Annotated in this window: 17 protein-coding genes and 1 pseudogene; 12 read left to right on the plus strand and 6 right to left on the minus strand. The window is 53.0% G+C overall.

Going from position 1 to position 15,543, the window contains the following annotated elements; translation table 11 throughout:
- Positions 1-68: 68 nt before the first annotated feature.
- From ACZ6J2_RS02430 to ACZ6J2_RS02440, 3 genes are all read left to right on the plus strand, one after another.
- Positions 69-596 carry a GNAT family N-acetyltransferase gene (locus tag ACZ6J2_RS02430; RefSeq protein ID WP_471724676.1) on the plus strand — a complete coding sequence of 176 codons (528 nt, stop codon included), beginning with the start codon at positions 69-71 and terminating at the stop codon, positions 594-596.
- Between the two features lie 117 nt (positions 597-713).
- Positions 714-2,165, plus strand: coding sequence for a tagaturonate reductase (locus tag ACZ6J2_RS02435; protein WP_471724677.1), 1,452 nt, complete (start codon positions 714-716; stop codon positions 2,163-2,165).
- A 200-nt stretch (positions 2,166-2,365) separates the two neighbouring features.
- Positions 2,366-3,280, plus strand: a complete 915-nt coding sequence (locus tag ACZ6J2_RS02440) for a bestrophin family protein (protein ID WP_368525270.1) — start codon at positions 2,366-2,368, stop codon at positions 3,278-3,280.
- Here the strand turns inward: ACZ6J2_RS02440 and ACZ6J2_RS02445 are convergent.
- Positions 3,268-3,816: a GNAT family N-acetyltransferase gene (locus ACZ6J2_RS02445; RefSeq protein ID WP_471724678.1), complete on the minus strand. Its 549-nt coding sequence runs from the start codon at positions 3,814-3,816 to the stop codon at positions 3,268-3,270. The genes ACZ6J2_RS02440 and ACZ6J2_RS02445 overlap by 13 nt on opposite strands.
- Positions 3,817-3,933: 117 nt before the next feature.
- On the opposite strand from ACZ6J2_RS02445, the gene ACZ6J2_RS02450 reads away from it, so the two are divergent.
- The 6 genes from ACZ6J2_RS02450 to ACZ6J2_RS02475 all read left to right on the plus strand — a co-directional run bounded on the left by ACZ6J2_RS02450 (position 3,934) and on the right by ACZ6J2_RS02475 (position 9,404).
- Complete coding sequence (locus ACZ6J2_RS02450) at positions 3,934-4,404, plus strand: GNAT family N-acetyltransferase (protein ID WP_471724680.1); 471 nt, start codon at positions 3,934-3,936, stop codon at positions 4,402-4,404.
- Between the two features lie 12 nt (positions 4,405-4,416).
- On the plus strand, positions 4,417-4,857 hold the full coding sequence (locus ACZ6J2_RS02455) for a GNAT family N-acetyltransferase (protein ID WP_096151538.1): 441 nt from the start codon (positions 4,417-4,419) through the stop codon (positions 4,855-4,857).
- A 145-nt stretch (positions 4,858-5,002) separates the two neighbouring features.
- Positions 5,003-5,998, plus strand: a complete 996-nt coding sequence (locus ACZ6J2_RS02460) for an alpha/beta fold hydrolase (protein ID WP_219939641.1) — start codon at positions 5,003-5,005, stop codon at positions 5,996-5,998.
- A 44-nt stretch (positions 5,999-6,042) separates the two neighbouring features.
- A complete protein-coding gene (locus ACZ6J2_RS02465) occupies positions 6,043-6,783 on the plus strand; it encodes a response regulator (RefSeq protein WP_033145553.1) in 741 nt (246 codons plus the stop codon).
- Positions 6,780-8,078 (plus strand): ATP-binding protein, encoded by a 1,299-nt coding sequence (locus ACZ6J2_RS02470; RefSeq protein ID WP_471724681.1) that lies wholly within the window; start codon positions 6,780-6,782, stop codon positions 8,076-8,078. Before ACZ6J2_RS02465 ends, ACZ6J2_RS02470 begins: the two co-directional genes overlap by 4 nt.
- Positions 8,079-8,213: 135 nt before the next feature.
- Entirely contained in the window at positions 8,214-9,404 is a 1,191-nt protein-coding gene (locus ACZ6J2_RS02475; protein WP_471724683.1) for a cytochrome c biogenesis protein/redoxin, read from the plus strand.
- Positions 9,405-9,408: 4 nt separating this feature from the next.
- On the opposite strand, the gene tam is transcribed toward ACZ6J2_RS02475, so the two are convergent.
- Positions 9,409-10,167 carry a trans-aconitate 2-methyltransferase gene (tam, locus tag ACZ6J2_RS02480; protein WP_471724684.1) on the minus strand — a complete coding sequence of 253 codons (759 nt, stop codon included), beginning with the start codon at positions 10,165-10,167 and terminating at the stop codon, positions 9,409-9,411.
- Between the two features lie 383 nt (positions 10,168-10,550).
- On the opposite strand from tam, the gene ACZ6J2_RS02485 reads away from it, so the two are divergent.
- Entirely contained in the window at positions 10,551-11,189 is a 639-nt protein-coding gene (locus tag ACZ6J2_RS02485; RefSeq protein ID WP_048974759.1) for an acyl-homoserine-lactone synthase, read from the plus strand.
- Between the two features lie 14 nt (positions 11,190-11,203).
- On the opposite strand, the gene ACZ6J2_RS02490 is transcribed toward ACZ6J2_RS02485, so the two are convergent.
- Positions 11,204-11,896 (minus strand): helix-turn-helix transcriptional regulator, encoded by a 693-nt coding sequence (locus tag ACZ6J2_RS02490; RefSeq protein ID WP_023311808.1) that lies wholly within the window; start codon positions 11,894-11,896, stop codon positions 11,204-11,206.
- A gap of 302 nt (positions 11,897-12,198) precedes the next feature.
- Positions 12,199-12,783: a GDP-mannose pyrophosphatase gene (locus tag ACZ6J2_RS02495; protein WP_471724686.1), complete on the minus strand. Its 585-nt coding sequence runs from the start codon at positions 12,781-12,783 to the stop codon at positions 12,199-12,201.
- A gap of 86 nt (positions 12,784-12,869) precedes the next feature.
- On the opposite strand from ACZ6J2_RS02495, the gene ACZ6J2_RS02500 reads away from it, so the two are divergent.
- Entirely contained in the window at positions 12,870-13,637 is a 768-nt protein-coding gene (locus ACZ6J2_RS02500; protein ID WP_471725057.1) for a DeoR/GlpR family DNA-binding transcription regulator, read from the plus strand.
- A gap of 12 nt (positions 13,638-13,649) precedes the next feature.
- Here ACZ6J2_RS02500 and ACZ6J2_RS02505 read toward each other — a convergent pair whose 3' ends face one another.
- A complete protein-coding gene (locus ACZ6J2_RS02505) occupies positions 13,650-14,021 on the minus strand; it encodes a VOC family protein (RefSeq protein WP_409244772.1) in 372 nt (123 codons plus the stop codon).
- Between the two features lie 224 nt (positions 14,022-14,245).
- The gene (locus tag ACZ6J2_RS02510; RefSeq protein WP_047653315.1) at positions 14,246-14,689 is read right to left on the minus strand and encodes a PACE efflux transporter; all 444 of its coding nucleotides are present in this window, start codon (positions 14,687-14,689) and stop codon (positions 14,246-14,248) included.
- A gap of 265 nt (positions 14,690-14,954) precedes the next feature.
- Between ACZ6J2_RS02510 and ACZ6J2_RS02515 the strand changes: the two are divergent.
- A pseudogene (locus tag ACZ6J2_RS02515) lies at positions 14,955-15,374 on the plus strand (LysR family transcriptional regulator); the annotation flags it as partial.
- Between the last annotated feature and the right edge of the window lie 169 nt (positions 15,375-15,543).

The following is a 15,543-nucleotide window of genomic DNA, read 5'->3' on the forward strand; positions in this document are numbered from 1 at the left end:
ATGTCCGAACCGTTTGCGTTAAGAAGATGTTAAATGCACAGTGACGGTATTCAACGTAAGGAAAAACAATGAATACCTCACTGCAAATCAAAAACCTCACCCGAGACGAAATTCTCACCCATCTTGATGCGCTGGCCGGGATCCTCGAAAACTGTGTGAGCGGCGGGGCATCCGTCAGCTTTATGCTTCCCTTTAGTCTGGATAAGGCTCGTTCGTTCTGGCGCGGCATCGCTGAAAGCGTAGGGCGCAACGAGCGTCTGGTGCTGGCCTGTATCGACCCGCAGGAAGGCGTCATCGGAACGGTGCAGCTGATCACAGACCAGCCGGAAAACCAACCGCATCGCGCCGATGTGGCGAAGCTGCTGGTTCACGAGAAAGCGCGCCGCAAAGGTGCCGCGATGGCATTGATGGAAGCGCTTGAAGCGGAGGCGCGGGCCAGAGATATTTCGGTTCTGGTGCTCGATACCTCCACCGGCAGCGGCGCCGAGACGTTCTACCAGCGTGCCGGCTGGCAAAAGGTGGGGGAGATCCCGCGCTATGCCCTGATGCCGGACGGCGCCATGACGGCCACGTCCGTGTTCTATAAGTTCTTATGATTATTTTGTACAACTACGCCGTGGATTGATCAAAACAGGGTTTCTGGTCGTTAAGTTTTGATAAGTTATCGTACCAATCTTATCAGGCTGTATGACTAATCATAAAGGAACCCTCATGTGAACACGCTCAACCGTCGTGATTTTCCCGGAGCTCAATACCCGGAACGCATTATTCAGTTTGGCGAAGGCAACTTCCTGCGTGCGTTTGTCGACTGGCAAATTGACCTGCTAAATGAACATACCGATCTTAACGCCGGTGTGGTTATCGTCCGTCCTATTCAGAGCGACTTCCCGCCGTCGCTGAACACTCAGGATGGTCTCTATACCACAATCATTCGCGGCCTGAACGGGCAGGGTGAAGCGGTGAGTGAGAGCCGTCTTATCCGCTCGGTTAACCGGGAGATCGACGTCTACGGCCAGTATGATGCGTTCCTGAAACTGGCGCACAATCCGGACATGCGCTTTGTTTTCTCGAACACAACCGAAGCGGGTATCAGCTACCACGCGGGTGACCGATTCGACGATGCCCCTGCGGTGAGCTACCCGGCGAAGCTGACGCGACTGCTGTTTGAGCGTTATAGCCGCTTCAACGGTGCAGCGGATAAAGGCTGGATCATTATTCCGTGCGAGCTGATTGACTACAACGGCGATGCGCTGCGTGAACTCGTTCTGCGCTATGCCCGGGAGTGGGCGCTGCCTGCAGCCTTTATCCAGTGGCTTAACGAGGCCAACAGCTTCTGCTCGACGCTGGTTGACCGTATCGTGACCGGTTACCCGCGCGACGAAGCGGCCACGCTGGAGGCTGAGCTGGGTTATCACGATGGGTTCCTCGACACCGCTGAACATTTCTATCTGTTCGTTATCCAGGGGCCGGCATCTCTTGCGCAGGAACTCCGTCTGGATAAGTACCCGTTGAATGTGCTGATTGTCGACGACATCAGGCCGTACAAAGAGCGCAAAGTCGCTATCCTGAACGGCGCGCATACGGCGCTGGTGCCGGTGGCATTCCAGGCTGGGTTAGAGACGGTAGGCGAGGCGATGAACGATGCAGAGATCTGCGCGTTTGTCGAAAAAGCGATTTATCAGGAGATCATTCCGGTCCTCGATCTGCCGCGTGACGAGCTGGAATCATTCGCCAGCGCGGTAACAGGGCGTTTTCGCAACCCTTATATCAGACACCAGCTGCTTTCCATTGCGCTTAACGGCATGACCAAATACCGCACCCGCATTCTGCCGCAGCTGCTGGCAGGGCAGAACGCAAGCGGACAATTGCCTGCACGTCTGACGTTCGCGCTGGCTGCACTGATAGCGTTTTATCGCGGGGAGCGTAACGGGGAGAACTATCCGGTGCAGGATGATGCTTTCTGGCTGGAACGTTATCAGCAGCTCTGGGCGCAGCACCGCGACCAGCAGTTGAGCACCCGTGAGCTGGTGCAGTCCGTACTGAGCGTGAGCGAGCACTGGGAACTGGATCTCACGCAGGTCTCCGGGCTTGTCGACCAGGTCACCCTGGATCTTGACGCGATTCTCCTGAAGGGAATGCGCGCAGCGGTGAAACCCCTTTGCTAATGACGTTACCCGGTTTCGGCCGGGTTTAATTACATCTTAATTTAGTTACAACATACTATGTGCTCTTTTTTTAAAACCGCATGCAGCACCGTGCGGTTATCGCTAAGCAGGTCATAAAATTCAATGTCCCGTTAACATGCTTGCAACCGTGAGGGAGATCACGTTTAATAGCCACGCTCTTTTCCTTCCTGAAACTCACTATGATTGTTCGTCCTAAACAGCACTGGCTACAACTGATTTTTGTCTGGCACGGTTCGGTACTTCCCAAAATTTACACCCGACTGCTGCTCAACTTCCTGCTTTCAATCGCCGTTATCCTGATGCTGCCGTGGTATACCTCGCTGGGCATCAAATTTACCGTGGCGCCATTTAGCATTCTCGGCGTGGCGATCGCTATCTTTCTCGGTTTCAGAAACAACGCCTGTTATTCGCGCTACGTTGAGGCTCGCCTGCTTTGGGGGCAGCTGATGATAGCGGCACGCTCGCTGTTTCGCGAGGTGAAAAACACCTTGCCTGACGATAAGCACCTGGGGGAATTTGTCCGCCTGCAGATTGCTTTTGCCAACTGCCTGCGCATGACCCTGCGCCGGGACCTGAACGCCGAACAGCTCTCTCGCTATCTTGCTCCGGACGATTTGCGTCACGTGATGAGCGCCAACTCGCCGGCGAACCGTATTTTACTGATCATGGGGGAGTGGCTGGCCGTGCGGCGGCGTAACGGGCAGCTTTCAGACATCCTGTTCCACAGCCTGAACAACCGTCTGAACGATATGTCCATCGTCCTCTCCGGCTGCGAACGCATTGCGACTACGCCGGTGCCGTTTGCCTATACGCTGATTTTGCACCGAACGGTCTATCTGTTCTGCATCATGCTGCCTTTCGCGCTGGTTGTAGATCTGCACTACATGACGCCGTTTGTCTCGGCGCTGATCTCCTACACCTTTATCTCGCTGGACACCCTGGCAGAAGAGCTGGAAGACCCGTTCGGCACAGAAGATAACGATCTGCCGCTGGACGCCATCTGCAACATGATGGAACGCGATCTGCTGCAGATGAACGATGAAGATAACATTCCGGAAAGGCTGATGCCGGATAAGCATTATCAGCTGACCTGACGGGCGTTCCACTCGTCGCGGGTGATTTCCCACAGTTCAGAATCCAGCATGCCGCTGACGTAGGCTTTTTGTTCCGTTCTGATAAGCCGCATGCCGCTACTGTCTGAAATACGCCGTGAGCGGCTGTTGGCGGCGGCTTTCGGGGCGCGTAATACGTTTTTGTTTAGGGTATTGAACCAGTAATCCGTCGCGGCAATGCTGGCCTCTCGCATGTATTCCTGGCCCTGAAACTCCGGGGCCAACCAGAATCCTCGGTTGTTATCTTCAACGTCATACAAACAGATAATACCCATCAACTCATCCGGCACCTCGCGACGACGGATGCTCCAGAACCAGGCGATCCCTTTCGCCATATCCGGCAGCGCCACGTTTTTGACATAGTTTTCCGCGCCGTTATCCGGGTAGGGCCAGGGCACGGAAGAGACCATATAGCGGACAATCTCCCAACGCGGATAAAGCTTTTGTATCTGGGCCGCATCTTCAGCAACCAGCGGTTGTAGCAGTAAGCGTTCTGTCGTGAGCGTCGGTATCGTCATCCGCGGATCTCCATATTTAAGCGTTATGCTTTTGTTTGCGTTCTGGTATTTTCATCTTAACGGCACTCTATCCCAGCGAGCACTTTTCCCATACTACTAACAATTGCAGAGGTCAGCATGGCATTAAGACGGGCCAACCCGCAGGAAGCCGAAATACTCTGGAATATTCGCAATCAGGCGATTCGTCACGGCTGTAAAACCAGTTACGACGCCGACGTCATTGCGCGCTGGACGCCGGATCTCATGCCCGAACACTATCGGCAGATGGTCATTGAATACCCTTTTTACGTGGTGGAAGATGAAACGGGCGGCGTTGCGGCGACCGGCTATCTGGATCTGGATACCCACTGTCTGGAGGCGATATTCACCTTGCCCGCGGCATTCGGTAAAGGCATGGCGACCCGGATTATCGAGGCGCTCAAAAATGAAGCCCGTAGCCGGGGCATAACCCGTCTGAGGCTGGATGCAACTCCTAACGCCCAGTCGTTTTATCAGAAGCTGGGGTTTGTCACGCTGCGCGAAAACTATCATCACTCGCGTATGGAGGGAGCTGATTTACGCTGTTTTGAAATGGCGATCGACTTGTAATGTGAGGAACACATGGCTGTCACGGTAAGACCTCTACGTGAAGACGATTATTCCCAATGGCGACCGCTGTGGGATGGCTATACCCATTTTTATGATTGTTACCTCGAGGAATCCGTCACCGCATCGACATGGGAAAGGGCGCTCTCAGCGCATTCCTCGATGTTTTGCCGCGTGGTAGAAACGGATGAAAAGGTCATCGGTTTCGCGATGTGCATTCTGCACGAAGGAACCTGGTCAACGGCCCCCGTTTGCTACCTGGAAGATCTGTTTGTTGATGCCGACGAACGCGGGGTGGGAGCCGGTAAGGCGCTTATTGATGCTCTGATTGAGGAAGGCAAGCGCGAAGGGTGGTCAAAACTGTACTGGGTCACCCGGGAGAACAACCCGGCGCGCAAACTTTATGACAAATACGGTCAAGCCGACGATTACGTCCGCTATCGCATCACCCTTTAAGGCGACAAGGCCTGGGTTTGTATCACACTGTATCTGCGTCGCTGATACATACACAGGCTTGCAATAAACCCGCTTTCGCACATATCCGCTATACATTGCCGTGTTGTTATATCCCCGTGAACTGTACTCAACCGGAGATACCAACATGTTTAGCAAACTCGCGTACTCAACTCTCGCACTGACTGTTTCTCTTGGCACCGTGATGTCCTGTCAGGCTGAAGTCACCGGCACAAATTTCGCGGCAGCCTTTGATCATCCGCAGCAAATTAACGCCGGCGATCTGAATGTCGGTTATGTCGACATCGGCCCGAAAAACGGCCAGCCGGTTATTTTACTGCACGGCTGGCCTTACGATATTCACAGCTACGCCGACGTCGCCCCCGCGCTGGCGGCAAAAGGCTATCGGGTGATTGTGCCTTCTCTGCGCGGCTACGGCACCACGCGCTTCCTGTCAGCCAAAACGCCACGCAACGGCCAGCCTTCAGCCATGGCGAAGGATATTGTGAACCTGATGGATGCCCTGAATATTAAGCAGGCGGTATTTGCAGGATATGACTGGGGCGCTCGTACGGCGGATATCGTTGCGGCGCTGTGGCCAGAGCGCGTTAAGTCACTGGTGTCGGTGAGCGGGTATCTCATCAGCAGCCAGCAGATTGGCAAACAGCCGCTGCCGCCAAAAGCGGAACAGCAGTGGTGGTATCAGTTCTATTTCGCTACCGCGCGCGGTGCGGAAGGCTATGCCAAAAACACGCATGACTTCGCCCGTTTGATCTGGTCTCAGGCCTCGCCTGACTGGAAATTTAGCGATGCTGTCTTCAACGCCAGCGCCAAATCTCTCGATAACCCGGATCACGTCGCGGTGACGCTCAGCAACTATCGCTGGCGTTTAGGGCTGGAAAAAGGTGAGCGCAAATACGACAGCTACGAGCAAAAACTCGCTACGCTGCCGAATATCACCGTTCCAACGATCACCATCGAAGGCGGGAACAACGGTGCGCCGCATCCAGCACCGCAGGCCTACGCGGGTAAATTTACCGGTAAATATGAGCACCGCACCTTCGGGGCAAACGTGGGGCACAATCCGCCTCAGGAAGATCCGCAGGATTTCGTCAAGGCCGTCGTTGACGCGGACAAGCTCTGAAATGTGCTATTTTCAGTACGTTACCCTTCGGTCTGGAGATTTCGGTGGAGCATATTGATCATATCCTTGTCGTCGATGACGACAGGGATATTCGTGAACTGATTGTCGATTATCTCGTTAAGTCTGGCTATCGCGCGACGGGCGCGGCCAACGGCAAAGAGATGCGCGTCGTGCTGGATAAACAGCATATCGACCTGGTTGTGCTGGATGTCATGATGCCTGGCGACGACGGGCTTACGTTATGTCGAGAGCTACGTGTCGGGAAATATAAAGATCTGCCCATTCTGATGCTGACGGCCCGCAACGAGGAGACGGACAGGATCCTGGGTCTGGAGATGGGCGCGGATGACTACGTGGTGAAGCCGTTTGTCGCCCGCGAACTGCTGGCGCGTATCAAAGCGATTTTACGACGCTTTCGCACGATGCCGCCCAATTTGCAGGTGACAGAAGCCGGGCGGCTGGTGATGTTCGGTGAATGGCAGCTCGATACCGTTGCCCGTCACTTAATCGATCCGGAAGGGGTGATCGTGGCGCTCAGCGGGGCGGAGTATCGCCTGCTGCGCGTTTTCCTTGACCATCCTCAGCGGGTGTTGACCCGCGATCAGCTGCTCAACCTGACGCAGGGGCGAGACGCCGAGCTGTTTGAACGTTCTATCGATCTGCTGGTTAGCCGGGTCCGCCAGCGCCTGAATGAAGATGCCCGCACGCCCGCCTATATCAAGACCGTGCGCAGCGAGGGATACGTTTTTACCATGCCGGTCACCATCAAAGAGGCTAACGAATGACGCTCTGGCCACGCTCGCTGCTGGCCCGCCTGCTGCTCGTCGTGCTGTCCGGCCTGCTGCTGGCCAACGCCCTGAGCCTGACGCTGGTCATGATTGAACGAATGCACAGCGCCAGAACGGTGATGCTCGGTAATCTGGAAAACGACGTCGCAACCAGCGTCGCCATTTTAGACCGCTTACCGGCCAGCGAGCGCGCGGCCTGGCTTCCGCGCCTCGAACGGGGCAACTATCGCTATATTCTGGGGCCGGGAGAGCCCGGCAACGCGCCGACGGATAAGCGTTCGCAGGACGCCATCCGAACCTTAAAAGCGACGCTTGCGACACAGTACCCGCTCAGCTTCACCGCCGTTCCCGGTGCCGTTTCACACATCCAGGCGCATCTGACGTTACGCGACGGCGCGCCGCTGACCATTGACCTGATCCCACGCATGCCGCCGGTCGCCAGCTGGCTGCCCGTAGTGCTGATCCTGCAGCTGCTGTTGCTGGCTGCGTGCGCCTGGATTGCCGTGCGGCAGGTGGTGCGGCCTTTTTCACAATTTACCCGCGCGGTGGATTCGCTGGATCCGGCGGCCAGCACGCCAATGACGGAGAAAGGGCCGCTGGAGGTGCAGCGTGCAGCGCATGCCTTCAACGCGATGCAGGCGCGCATTCAGTCTTATCTCCGGGAGCGTGCGCAGATCCTGGCGTCCATTTCTCACGATCTTCAGACGCCGATTACCCGCATGAAGCTGCGCGTCGAGATGGCAGGGGAACCTGAGCTTCGCGACAAGCTCCTGAACGATCTCGATAGCATGACGCGTCTTGTTCGCGAGGGCATTGCGTATGCCCGGTCATCAGAATCCCTGGAAGAGACCCCGCTGAAGCTGGAGCTGAACGCCTGGGTCAACAGCATCGCCTGCGATTATCAGGACATCGGTAAAAACGTGCAGCTTCAGGCAAACGATACTCGCTTACCGATCGTTACGCGTCCACAGGCGCTTCGTCGGGTGATGACCAACCTGCTGGATAACGCTCTTAAGTTCGGTGAGTATGCCGTTATTGCCATTGATAATTCGTCTTTCGAAGAGGTGGTGATTCACATCACTGACGGCGGACCGGGAATACCCGATGACGAACTTGAGGCGGTATTACAGCCGTTTTACCGGGTGGAAACATCGCGCAACCGCGATACCGGCGGAACAGGACTCGGACTGGCGATTGCCGCGCAGCTCACCGCTCAGCTGGAAGGAAAGCTCAACCTGACGAACCGGGCCGGAGGCGGACTGGATGTCTCCATTACGCTACCGCGCCGTTAATTGTACGGCTTTGTATCTCCCGGCCCGGGTGATACAGAGCCAGACAAAACCTGCGTTTTTACACATATCCTGAACACATCCGCACGATGAAATAGCCTCACTGCAGCGTCGCAGGACTTGTATTGTGAGGTGTCTATGTTTCTGGTAATCGCTTTTCTGGGCGGGATGATAAGCCTGCTCAGTCCATGTACGCTCCCGGTTATTCCGCTCCTGTTCGCCGGTTTTCAGGGACAGCGACGACACATTCTGGCCCTGCTGGCGGGAATGATCGTGATGTTTACCCTGGTGGCGATGGCCGTCACCGTCGCCAGCGAGTGGATCGCAGAGGCAACCATCGTCGGGCGCTGGATCGCTCTCTTCATTCTGGCCACGGCCGCGCTGGCCTTAATTTTTCCGTCATTCGCCCAGCGTATTGCGGGTCCGGCCGTCAGCGCGGGAAATGTCCTGAACACCCGAAGCGGGCAAACGCGCGGTATGGCATCGGCTTTTCTGGCAGGGCTCGCGGTGGGGCTGCTCTGGTCTCCCTGCGCCGGTCCCATACTGGGCGCCATTTTCAGCATTAATATCGCGGGCCATTCGGCCATTACGACGGGCGCGCTGCTGGCGGCCTACGGCAGCGGATGCGCGCTGATGCTGAGCCTGCTCGTTTTCGGCGGCCGCACGCTGATGGCGCCGTTAAGAGCAAAATCGGCGCTGATGGAAAGGCTGCGGCAGGGGGCTGGCGTGGCGATGCTGGCGGCAGTCGTATTTAACGCGACAGGAATGACTTCGCTTCTGAAAGGAGCAAACGGCGTTGCGGATCGTCTGGAGACAACACTTTTGACGCTGGCGAGACCCACAGCCGCGCCGGTGAAGCTCCGGCCGGTCGTGATGACAGAGCCCAGCAGCCAGCTGCCTTCATTAAGCGGGGGGACAGGGTGGATTAACGGTGACCCCGTCACGTCTGAATCCTTGCGAGGGAAGGTGGTGTTGATTGATTTCTGGACGTGGGATTGCATTAACTGTCAGCATACGCTCCCGCACGTGCGGGACTGGGCCACGAAGTATCAGTCGCAGGGGCTGGTCGTGATTGGGGTTCACACGCCGGAATATCCCTGGGAAAAACCGCTCGCCTCGGTGAAAAACGCGGTAAATAAATGGCAGCTGCCGTACCGGGTGGTGACGGATAATAACTATCAAATCTGGAACGCTTTCGGGAACCAGTACTGGCCAGCGCATTACTATTTCGATGCCAAAGGCCAGCTACGCTATACCGCCTTTGGCGAAGGAGATTATGCGCAGCAGGAAAAGGTCATTCAGCAGCTGCTGAAAGAAGCCCGGTCATAACCCGTCAGGGCTGGCGTTGCGCCACGATAAACAGCCGCGGAAAAGCGAGCAGTATCTGCCCATTTTCCTGGAGCGGATACTGCTCTTCCAGCAGTTCATGGTAGCGTTTCAGGAAACGTTTCTGCTCGCTCTCATTCAGTTCCTGGAGCCACGGGCGCAAGCCGGTGGCGCTTACCCAGTCAATTATGGCCTGGTGCGAGCTCATTTTATGGAAATAGGTTGTCCGCCAGATATCCACGTCACAGCCCGCCTCGGACAAGATATCGTAGTAGGCATGCACACCCGGGAGAGGTTCGCGGCCGCGGTCAGGGTAGTCTTGTTCCAGCGCCACTTCACGCATCGCCACATGAGTAGGTTCAAGCCAGTTATCAGGCATCTGGATTGCTAATACGCCGTTAAGCGTGAGTAAAGAAACGAGATGAGGCAGGAGATCGTAATGGTCAGGAACCCATTGCAGCGAAGCGTTGGCATAAATCAGGCTCAGCGGCTGGCCAGGCTTGTACTGGAGGATATCGGCCTCAACAAAATGGCAGTCAGGCAATGCGGCTCTTGCTTCCTCGAGCATTGCAGGGGAGTTGTCGACCCCGGTAATGAGCGCCGAAGGCCAGCGATGCTTCAAGAGCGCGGTGCTGTTTCCCGGCCCGCAGCCTAAATCAGCGATGGTGGAGACCTCATCCAGAGGAATTCTGGCGAGCAGTTCAGCGGCAGGACGCGTTCTTTCCGCGCCGTACTGCAGATAAAGAGAGGGATTCCAGTCGGCCATTTTGGTTCTCCGTTTAGCATGCTTCTGCAAGAGTAGCACAGCAGTAAGAACAGAGATAATAGGAGAAAAAATAGGAAAAGGAAATATTACCCCTTAAATTCTTAAGGGGCAATACTTCAATTGTAATTATTTTATGATTATCGTTTTTTAATATTTTATCGGCTAAGTGCTTCTTACGCTCTGTACCCGAAACTATAAATATTAGATAATCATGAATGGATATATCCCTGGTGTTTCGTAGGTCTTTGACCTCCTGGCCACTGAGTTTCACGAGGACTTAGTGGCCGGGTACTTTTTAAGTATAAGGAATACCATGCACAATGAAAGCTGTCCTAAAAGACAGGGGATAATAGTTTCAGGTGTTATTATCAGGAATAAGAGCAATGAATTCTGTTATTGAGTTTTTTTTGCATGATTACGATGATTTACCGTCAGCATTAGCCCGCGAACTTTTTCGACTCAGGAGAAAAACCTTTCGGGACCGACTCGACTGGAAAGTTGAATGCGTTGAAGATATGGAAAAGGATCAGTTTGACAACCCAAACACGACATACTTGCTGGGTATGTACGAGGGGCAGTTGTTATGCGGCGCGCGATTCATTAACTCGACGCATCCGACGATGATAAGCGAAATCTTTCATAATTATTTTGACGAAGCCATTATTTTCCCGGCAGATGTTCCCTGCTGTGAAATTAGCCGTTTATTTTTAGATAAAGAAACACGAGACTCCGCAAGTCTGCAGGGCGTGCCCGCCAGTAAGGCATTGTTTCTTGCGATGAATATGTATTGCATAAAGCAAAAATACCATGGAATGTACGCAGTCGCCAGTCGCGGTATGTATGCCATATTTCGCCATGCGAACTGGAAAGTTGAAGTTATTCAACGCGGTGTTTCTGAAAAAGGGGAGGTTATTTACTATATTTATATGCCTGCCAGCACCAGCATTATTGAAGACATTATTAGCAAAGACAAATCCAGTCACTGGCTTCGCGAAATGCTGGAGCATTTACGCCACTTATAACCCGTGGATGAGGCTCAGTCGTCCAGTAAGCGTAGTTCTGTTCCAAGCTTTATTGCGTGTCTGGCATTATTCACACCGAGCTTTTTCATTACATTTCCCATATGGAACTTAACGGTGCGTTCAGCAATAGACAAAATAACAGAAATTTCTGCGTAGGTTTTCCCGGCGCTGACCCATTTAAGGATTTGTCGCTCACGTGGAGACAGAAAAACATTCTTTTTCTGTTGATGCTGGCTATACAGATTGAGTGTCTTCTGATGCAGTTGAACAAGGAAGCTTAGAAATTGTGGCCGATATTTTTCTATATCAATACCAGAATGCTTAGGACTGATGACGGATAAGACGACAAGATTATTCAGATAGTCATGCAGAGGAAAAGTCTGTCCCTGGTAGATATCATACTGGACGCTTTCGTTGAAAATGCGCGTCAGGTTATAACCATCCGACAGAATGACATCACTTTCCCAGAAAAAATCTTCAACACAGCGCAAAGCCCGAATGATAACAGGGTCAATGAACTGGTATTTCCTGTCGAGGTAGATATCAAACCACTCGGGGCTGTTATTGATTATCCGCATCTGGGAAGGATCTTTCTTGTTCATAATGGCGTAGGCGAAGACGATCCCTTTGAAATCCTCAAAAAACGCGTCCAGCTCACTCTGAATTAGCGTATTGATCGCTATGTCGTTGTAATATGTATCCTTCACGTGAGTTGCTTGCCTCCTGTTCGAATGGAGGAGCAAGTATAATATGCTTCGTTATCTGTAGCGAGTCGCATTTTAATCCAGCCAACAGATAAGACAGGCTACCTCAACTGGTAGCCTGGCCAGCGTGTGGCATTTCTACTGGTAAATGCAGATGACTCGGCGAATTTTTGAAGATTTTGTGAAATCCCGAAATAGTTCACTAAATATAGTAGGCTGCAAAATTTAGGAGGTTTTCCGCTTTACATTTGAGTAATGGACAAGCGTACCGACCCAGATTCAAAATCAGGATTTTAACCAGCAGTCTACATAATGCCTTTAAGAGCAATATGATAAAGCAGCATGATGGTTTTACCGTCGACAATCTTGCCTGTTTCTATGCCGCGTAATGCCTCTTCGAGCGTCATTTCCAGCACGTCGATATCTTCTCCCTCAGCCTTGATCCCGCCGCCTGCGCCGGTTCTATCTTTCGGCTGATACTCGGCAAGATAAAAATAGAGTTTTTCCGTGACGGAGCCCGGGCTCATATAGGCTTCAAAGATTTTCTGCACCCTCGAAACGTGAAATCCTGTCTCTTCTTCCGCTTCAGCTTTTATGCGGCTTTCGGGATCCATGTTGTCCAGCAGTCCCGCCGCAGCTTCGATTAAATCGTCCTCATGGCCGTTGATAAAGACAGGGAAGCGGAACTGGCGCGTCAGGATCACCGTTTTTTTCTCACGGTTGTAGAGAAGAATAGTCGCGCCGTTGCCACGGTCGTAGACCTCCCGTTGCTGCCTTTGCCATTCGCCGTCACGGCGCTGCAGGTCGAAGGTGTATTTTTTAAGGTTGTACCAGTTATCTGACAGGATTTCACTGTCAATGATGCGCACATCTGCACGTTTTGATTGCACGTTTGTTCCTCCTTACGTAGAGTAATTATCATAAACAGCATTACCGTGCACTTTCAAGATAAAACATGCAACATCAGGAATTCATGATGCTCACCAGTCAGCGAAAACAATTGATCCTCGAAAAGCTCGGCGCCGAAGGTCAGGTCCAGTCAAAAGCACTCAGCATGCTCTTTGACGTCTCTGAAGACACCATTCGGCGTGATTTACGCGAGCTGGCGGCAGAAGGGCGTTTACAGCGGGTTCACGGCGGCGCTCTGCCGTCATCTTCTGCTATTGCGCCATTTTCCGAACGGCAATCCGTGAAGATGGATGCAAAAAAGAGGGTCGCCCGGAAAGGGGCACAGCTGATTTCATCAGGGCAGGTGGTGATCGTTGACGGTGGCACGACAACATCGGAGCTGATTACGTTTTTCCCTCCAGACCTGCGCATCACGGTGGTTACGCACAGCCCGAGCATCGCCCTGGGGCTCGTGGATCATCCGTCCATCGAGGTGATTCTGATCGGCGGTCGCTTGTATAAGCACTCCATTGTTGCGGTCGGCGCTGCGGCCATCGAAGGCATCGAAAATATTCATGCAGATCTTTTCTTTATGGGCGTGACCGGGATCCATCCTGAGGCGGGGCTGACAACCGGCGATTTCGAAGAAGCGTGCATCAAACGCGCATTTTCCGGCAGAGCCGCGGAGACGGTCGTGCTGGCTTCTCCGGAAAAGGTCAACACAGCGTCTTCGTTTGTGATTGGCGATGTGTCATCGGTGAACACCATCGTCGTAGAAGACAATACCGATCGGGACTGGATCCGCGCGGTATCGGAAAAAGGGGTATCCGTCGTGTTGACCTCAGAGAGTGACTGAAAAAGCCTTGTGCTACACGCCCTCCGGCGCATGGCACACCGCCTCAATATTGTGGCCATCGGGCGAGATGACAAACGCGGCATAGTAATTTTCACCATATGACCTCAGCCCCGGCCCGCCGTTATCACGCCCACCGGCGCGCAGGGCGGCATGGTAAAACGCATCGACCTGCTGGCGCGTGTTGGCCACAAACGCCAGATGCAAAAGGGCAGGTTTTTCATTTGTCTGAAAAAGACAGAGCGAAACATCGCCTGAACTCATTTCGACACCGTAGTCTGGCGTGCCTTCATCGATGAGTTCTACACCAAGCGGCTTAAGCGCATGGAGGAAGAAGGTTTTACTTTTTTCATAATCACTGACGCCGAATTTCACATGATCGAACATGGTTCCTTCCTTTATGAGATGGAGAAATAACCAGTATAGAAGGAGAGTGGGGCGACCATACGAAAGAACGTGTCAATGTGACAGTCATCAATTTATGCAGTCTTTTCCGATGCCGAAGCGGAAAAATGGCATATTTAAAACGTCAGGGTTTGAGCTGGAAAAATAGACCAATCCGGTTCTGTTGTCCCGCGGGTTGTATTCATTTTTTACCTTATTCCACTTAGCTATAACGCCGAACGCTTCCGTCCAACGAACGTCCAGCGCAGGTAGTCGTAAAGCCAGTTAAACAGCATCGTATAGGGCAGGAAAAACAGCACCAGGCCAATCTCAACAAAAAATGCCTCCGTCACGGTCAGGTTCAGCATAACCATTGCCACAGGGATTAAGGAGATGATAAGTCCCGTTTCAAAACCAACCGCATGGATTGCGCGAACGAGAAATGTACGTTGAAACTGATGTTTTTTCTGCAGGGAATCAAAGAGCTTATTAAAAATAAAATTCCAGACCGTTGCGGTAAGTGCAGATATCACGGACAACGAGCCTGACTGAAGTACCGACACGTTCATCAGCCAGGCGAGTGACAGCGCGATGATAACGTTGGCCGTCACTTCAAAAATGACAGCATGGAAAACTCTCTCTTTAACACTTTTATTTAATTCAATTTCCATTTGCTTACGACTGTGTTTATCAAAAGCTGAAGTATATCAGACATTTTTCAACCCTTTCTAAACTGCAGGTTATGTTAAATACAGCCCAGGCCCGCTAGTGTAGAACGCACGGCCTCGGTAAGAGGGGTCTGCGGTTCATGGCCTAAAAAGGCGATCAGTTTTGAATTATCCATCTCTATTGTCTGCTCCCAGAGATTTGACATCTTAAGGGCCGCACGGGCTAAATGTAATTGCATAATATAAGCCAGCAGGTATGCATTTTTGTATGACGCTAAATATCCCGTGGGAATGGTATCGCACCTTTTTGGCCGTGATGAAGGAAGGGTCTCTGTCAGGGGCCGCACGCTGGCTTGCCATTACCCAGCCAACCGCCGGACGCCACATTGCGGCACTTGAATCAGCCCTGGGGCTTGTTTTATTTATCCGTTCGCAGACAGGATTACAGGCCACGGATGCAGCCGTTGAGCTGAAGGGCCATGCGCAGGCGATGGAAAATACGGCCATGATGATTGAGCGGTCGGCTGCCAGTTTCAGCTCCAGCGCAACCGGGTTGCGGGGCCTGGTGCGCGTCGCCGCCAGTGAAATCATCGGCACGGAGGTTCTGCCTCCCGTGATTGCACAGATAAAGGATGCATATCCGCAAATCTGGCTGGTGATGCATGAGGATTTACGCCACAGTCAGGCCTGCAAAACGGTTTTTGATTTTCTTGCTGAGGGTTTACAGGATTATATCAACAGGGCAAAACGGTAAGCCATGCACTGTGAGATGATCAGCGTGACGATAGCAGCACTTGAGAAGACACACTCAGAGGTCTTCAGCAACCACAAGGATGCCCACAAAACGCCAGATTTCA

The sequence above is a fragment of the Enterobacter sp. E14S genome (assembly GCF_055666685.1).

Coding starts and splice junctions, on each gene's coding strand:
- ACZ6J2_RS02430 (WP_471724676.1), top strand. CDS start 69: ATGAATACCTCACTGCAAATCAAAAACCTCACCCGAGACGAAATTCTC.
- ACZ6J2_RS02440 (WP_368525270.1), top strand. CDS start 2,366: ATGATTGTTCGTCCTAAACAGCACTGGCTACAACTGATTTTTGTCTGG.
- ACZ6J2_RS02445 (WP_471724678.1), bottom strand. CDS start 3,816: ATGACGATACCGACGCTCACGACAGAACGCTTACTGCTACAACCGCTG.
- ACZ6J2_RS02450 (WP_471724680.1), top strand. CDS start 3,934: ATGGCATTAAGACGGGCCAACCCGCAGGAAGCCGAAATACTCTGGAAT.
- ACZ6J2_RS02455 (WP_096151538.1), top strand. CDS start 4,417: ATGGCTGTCACGGTAAGACCTCTACGTGAAGACGATTATTCCCAATGG.
- ACZ6J2_RS02460 (WP_219939641.1), top strand. CDS start 5,003: ATGTTTAGCAAACTCGCGTACTCAACTCTCGCACTGACTGTTTCTCTT.
- ACZ6J2_RS02470 (WP_471724681.1), top strand. CDS start 6,780: ATGACGCTCTGGCCACGCTCGCTGCTGGCCCGCCTGCTGCTCGTCGTG.
- ACZ6J2_RS02475 (WP_471724683.1), top strand. CDS start 8,214: ATGTTTCTGGTAATCGCTTTTCTGGGCGGGATGATAAGCCTGCTCAGT.
- tam (WP_471724684.1), bottom strand. CDS start 10,167: ATGGCCGACTGGAATCCCTCTCTTTATCTGCAGTACGGCGCGGAAAGA.
- ACZ6J2_RS02485 (WP_048974759.1), top strand. CDS start 10,551: ATGAATTCTGTTATTGAGTTTTTTTTGCATGATTACGATGATTTACCG.
- ACZ6J2_RS02500 (WP_471725057.1), top strand. CDS start 12,870: ATGCTCACCAGTCAGCGAAAACAATTGATCCTCGAAAAGCTCGGCGCC.
- ACZ6J2_RS02505 (WP_409244772.1), bottom strand. CDS start 14,021: ATGTTCGATCATGTGAAATTCGGCGTCAGTGATTATGAAAAAAGTAAA.
- ACZ6J2_RS02510 (WP_047653315.1), bottom strand. CDS start 14,689: ATGGAAATTGAATTAAATAAAAGTGTTAAAGAGAGAGTTTTCCATGCT.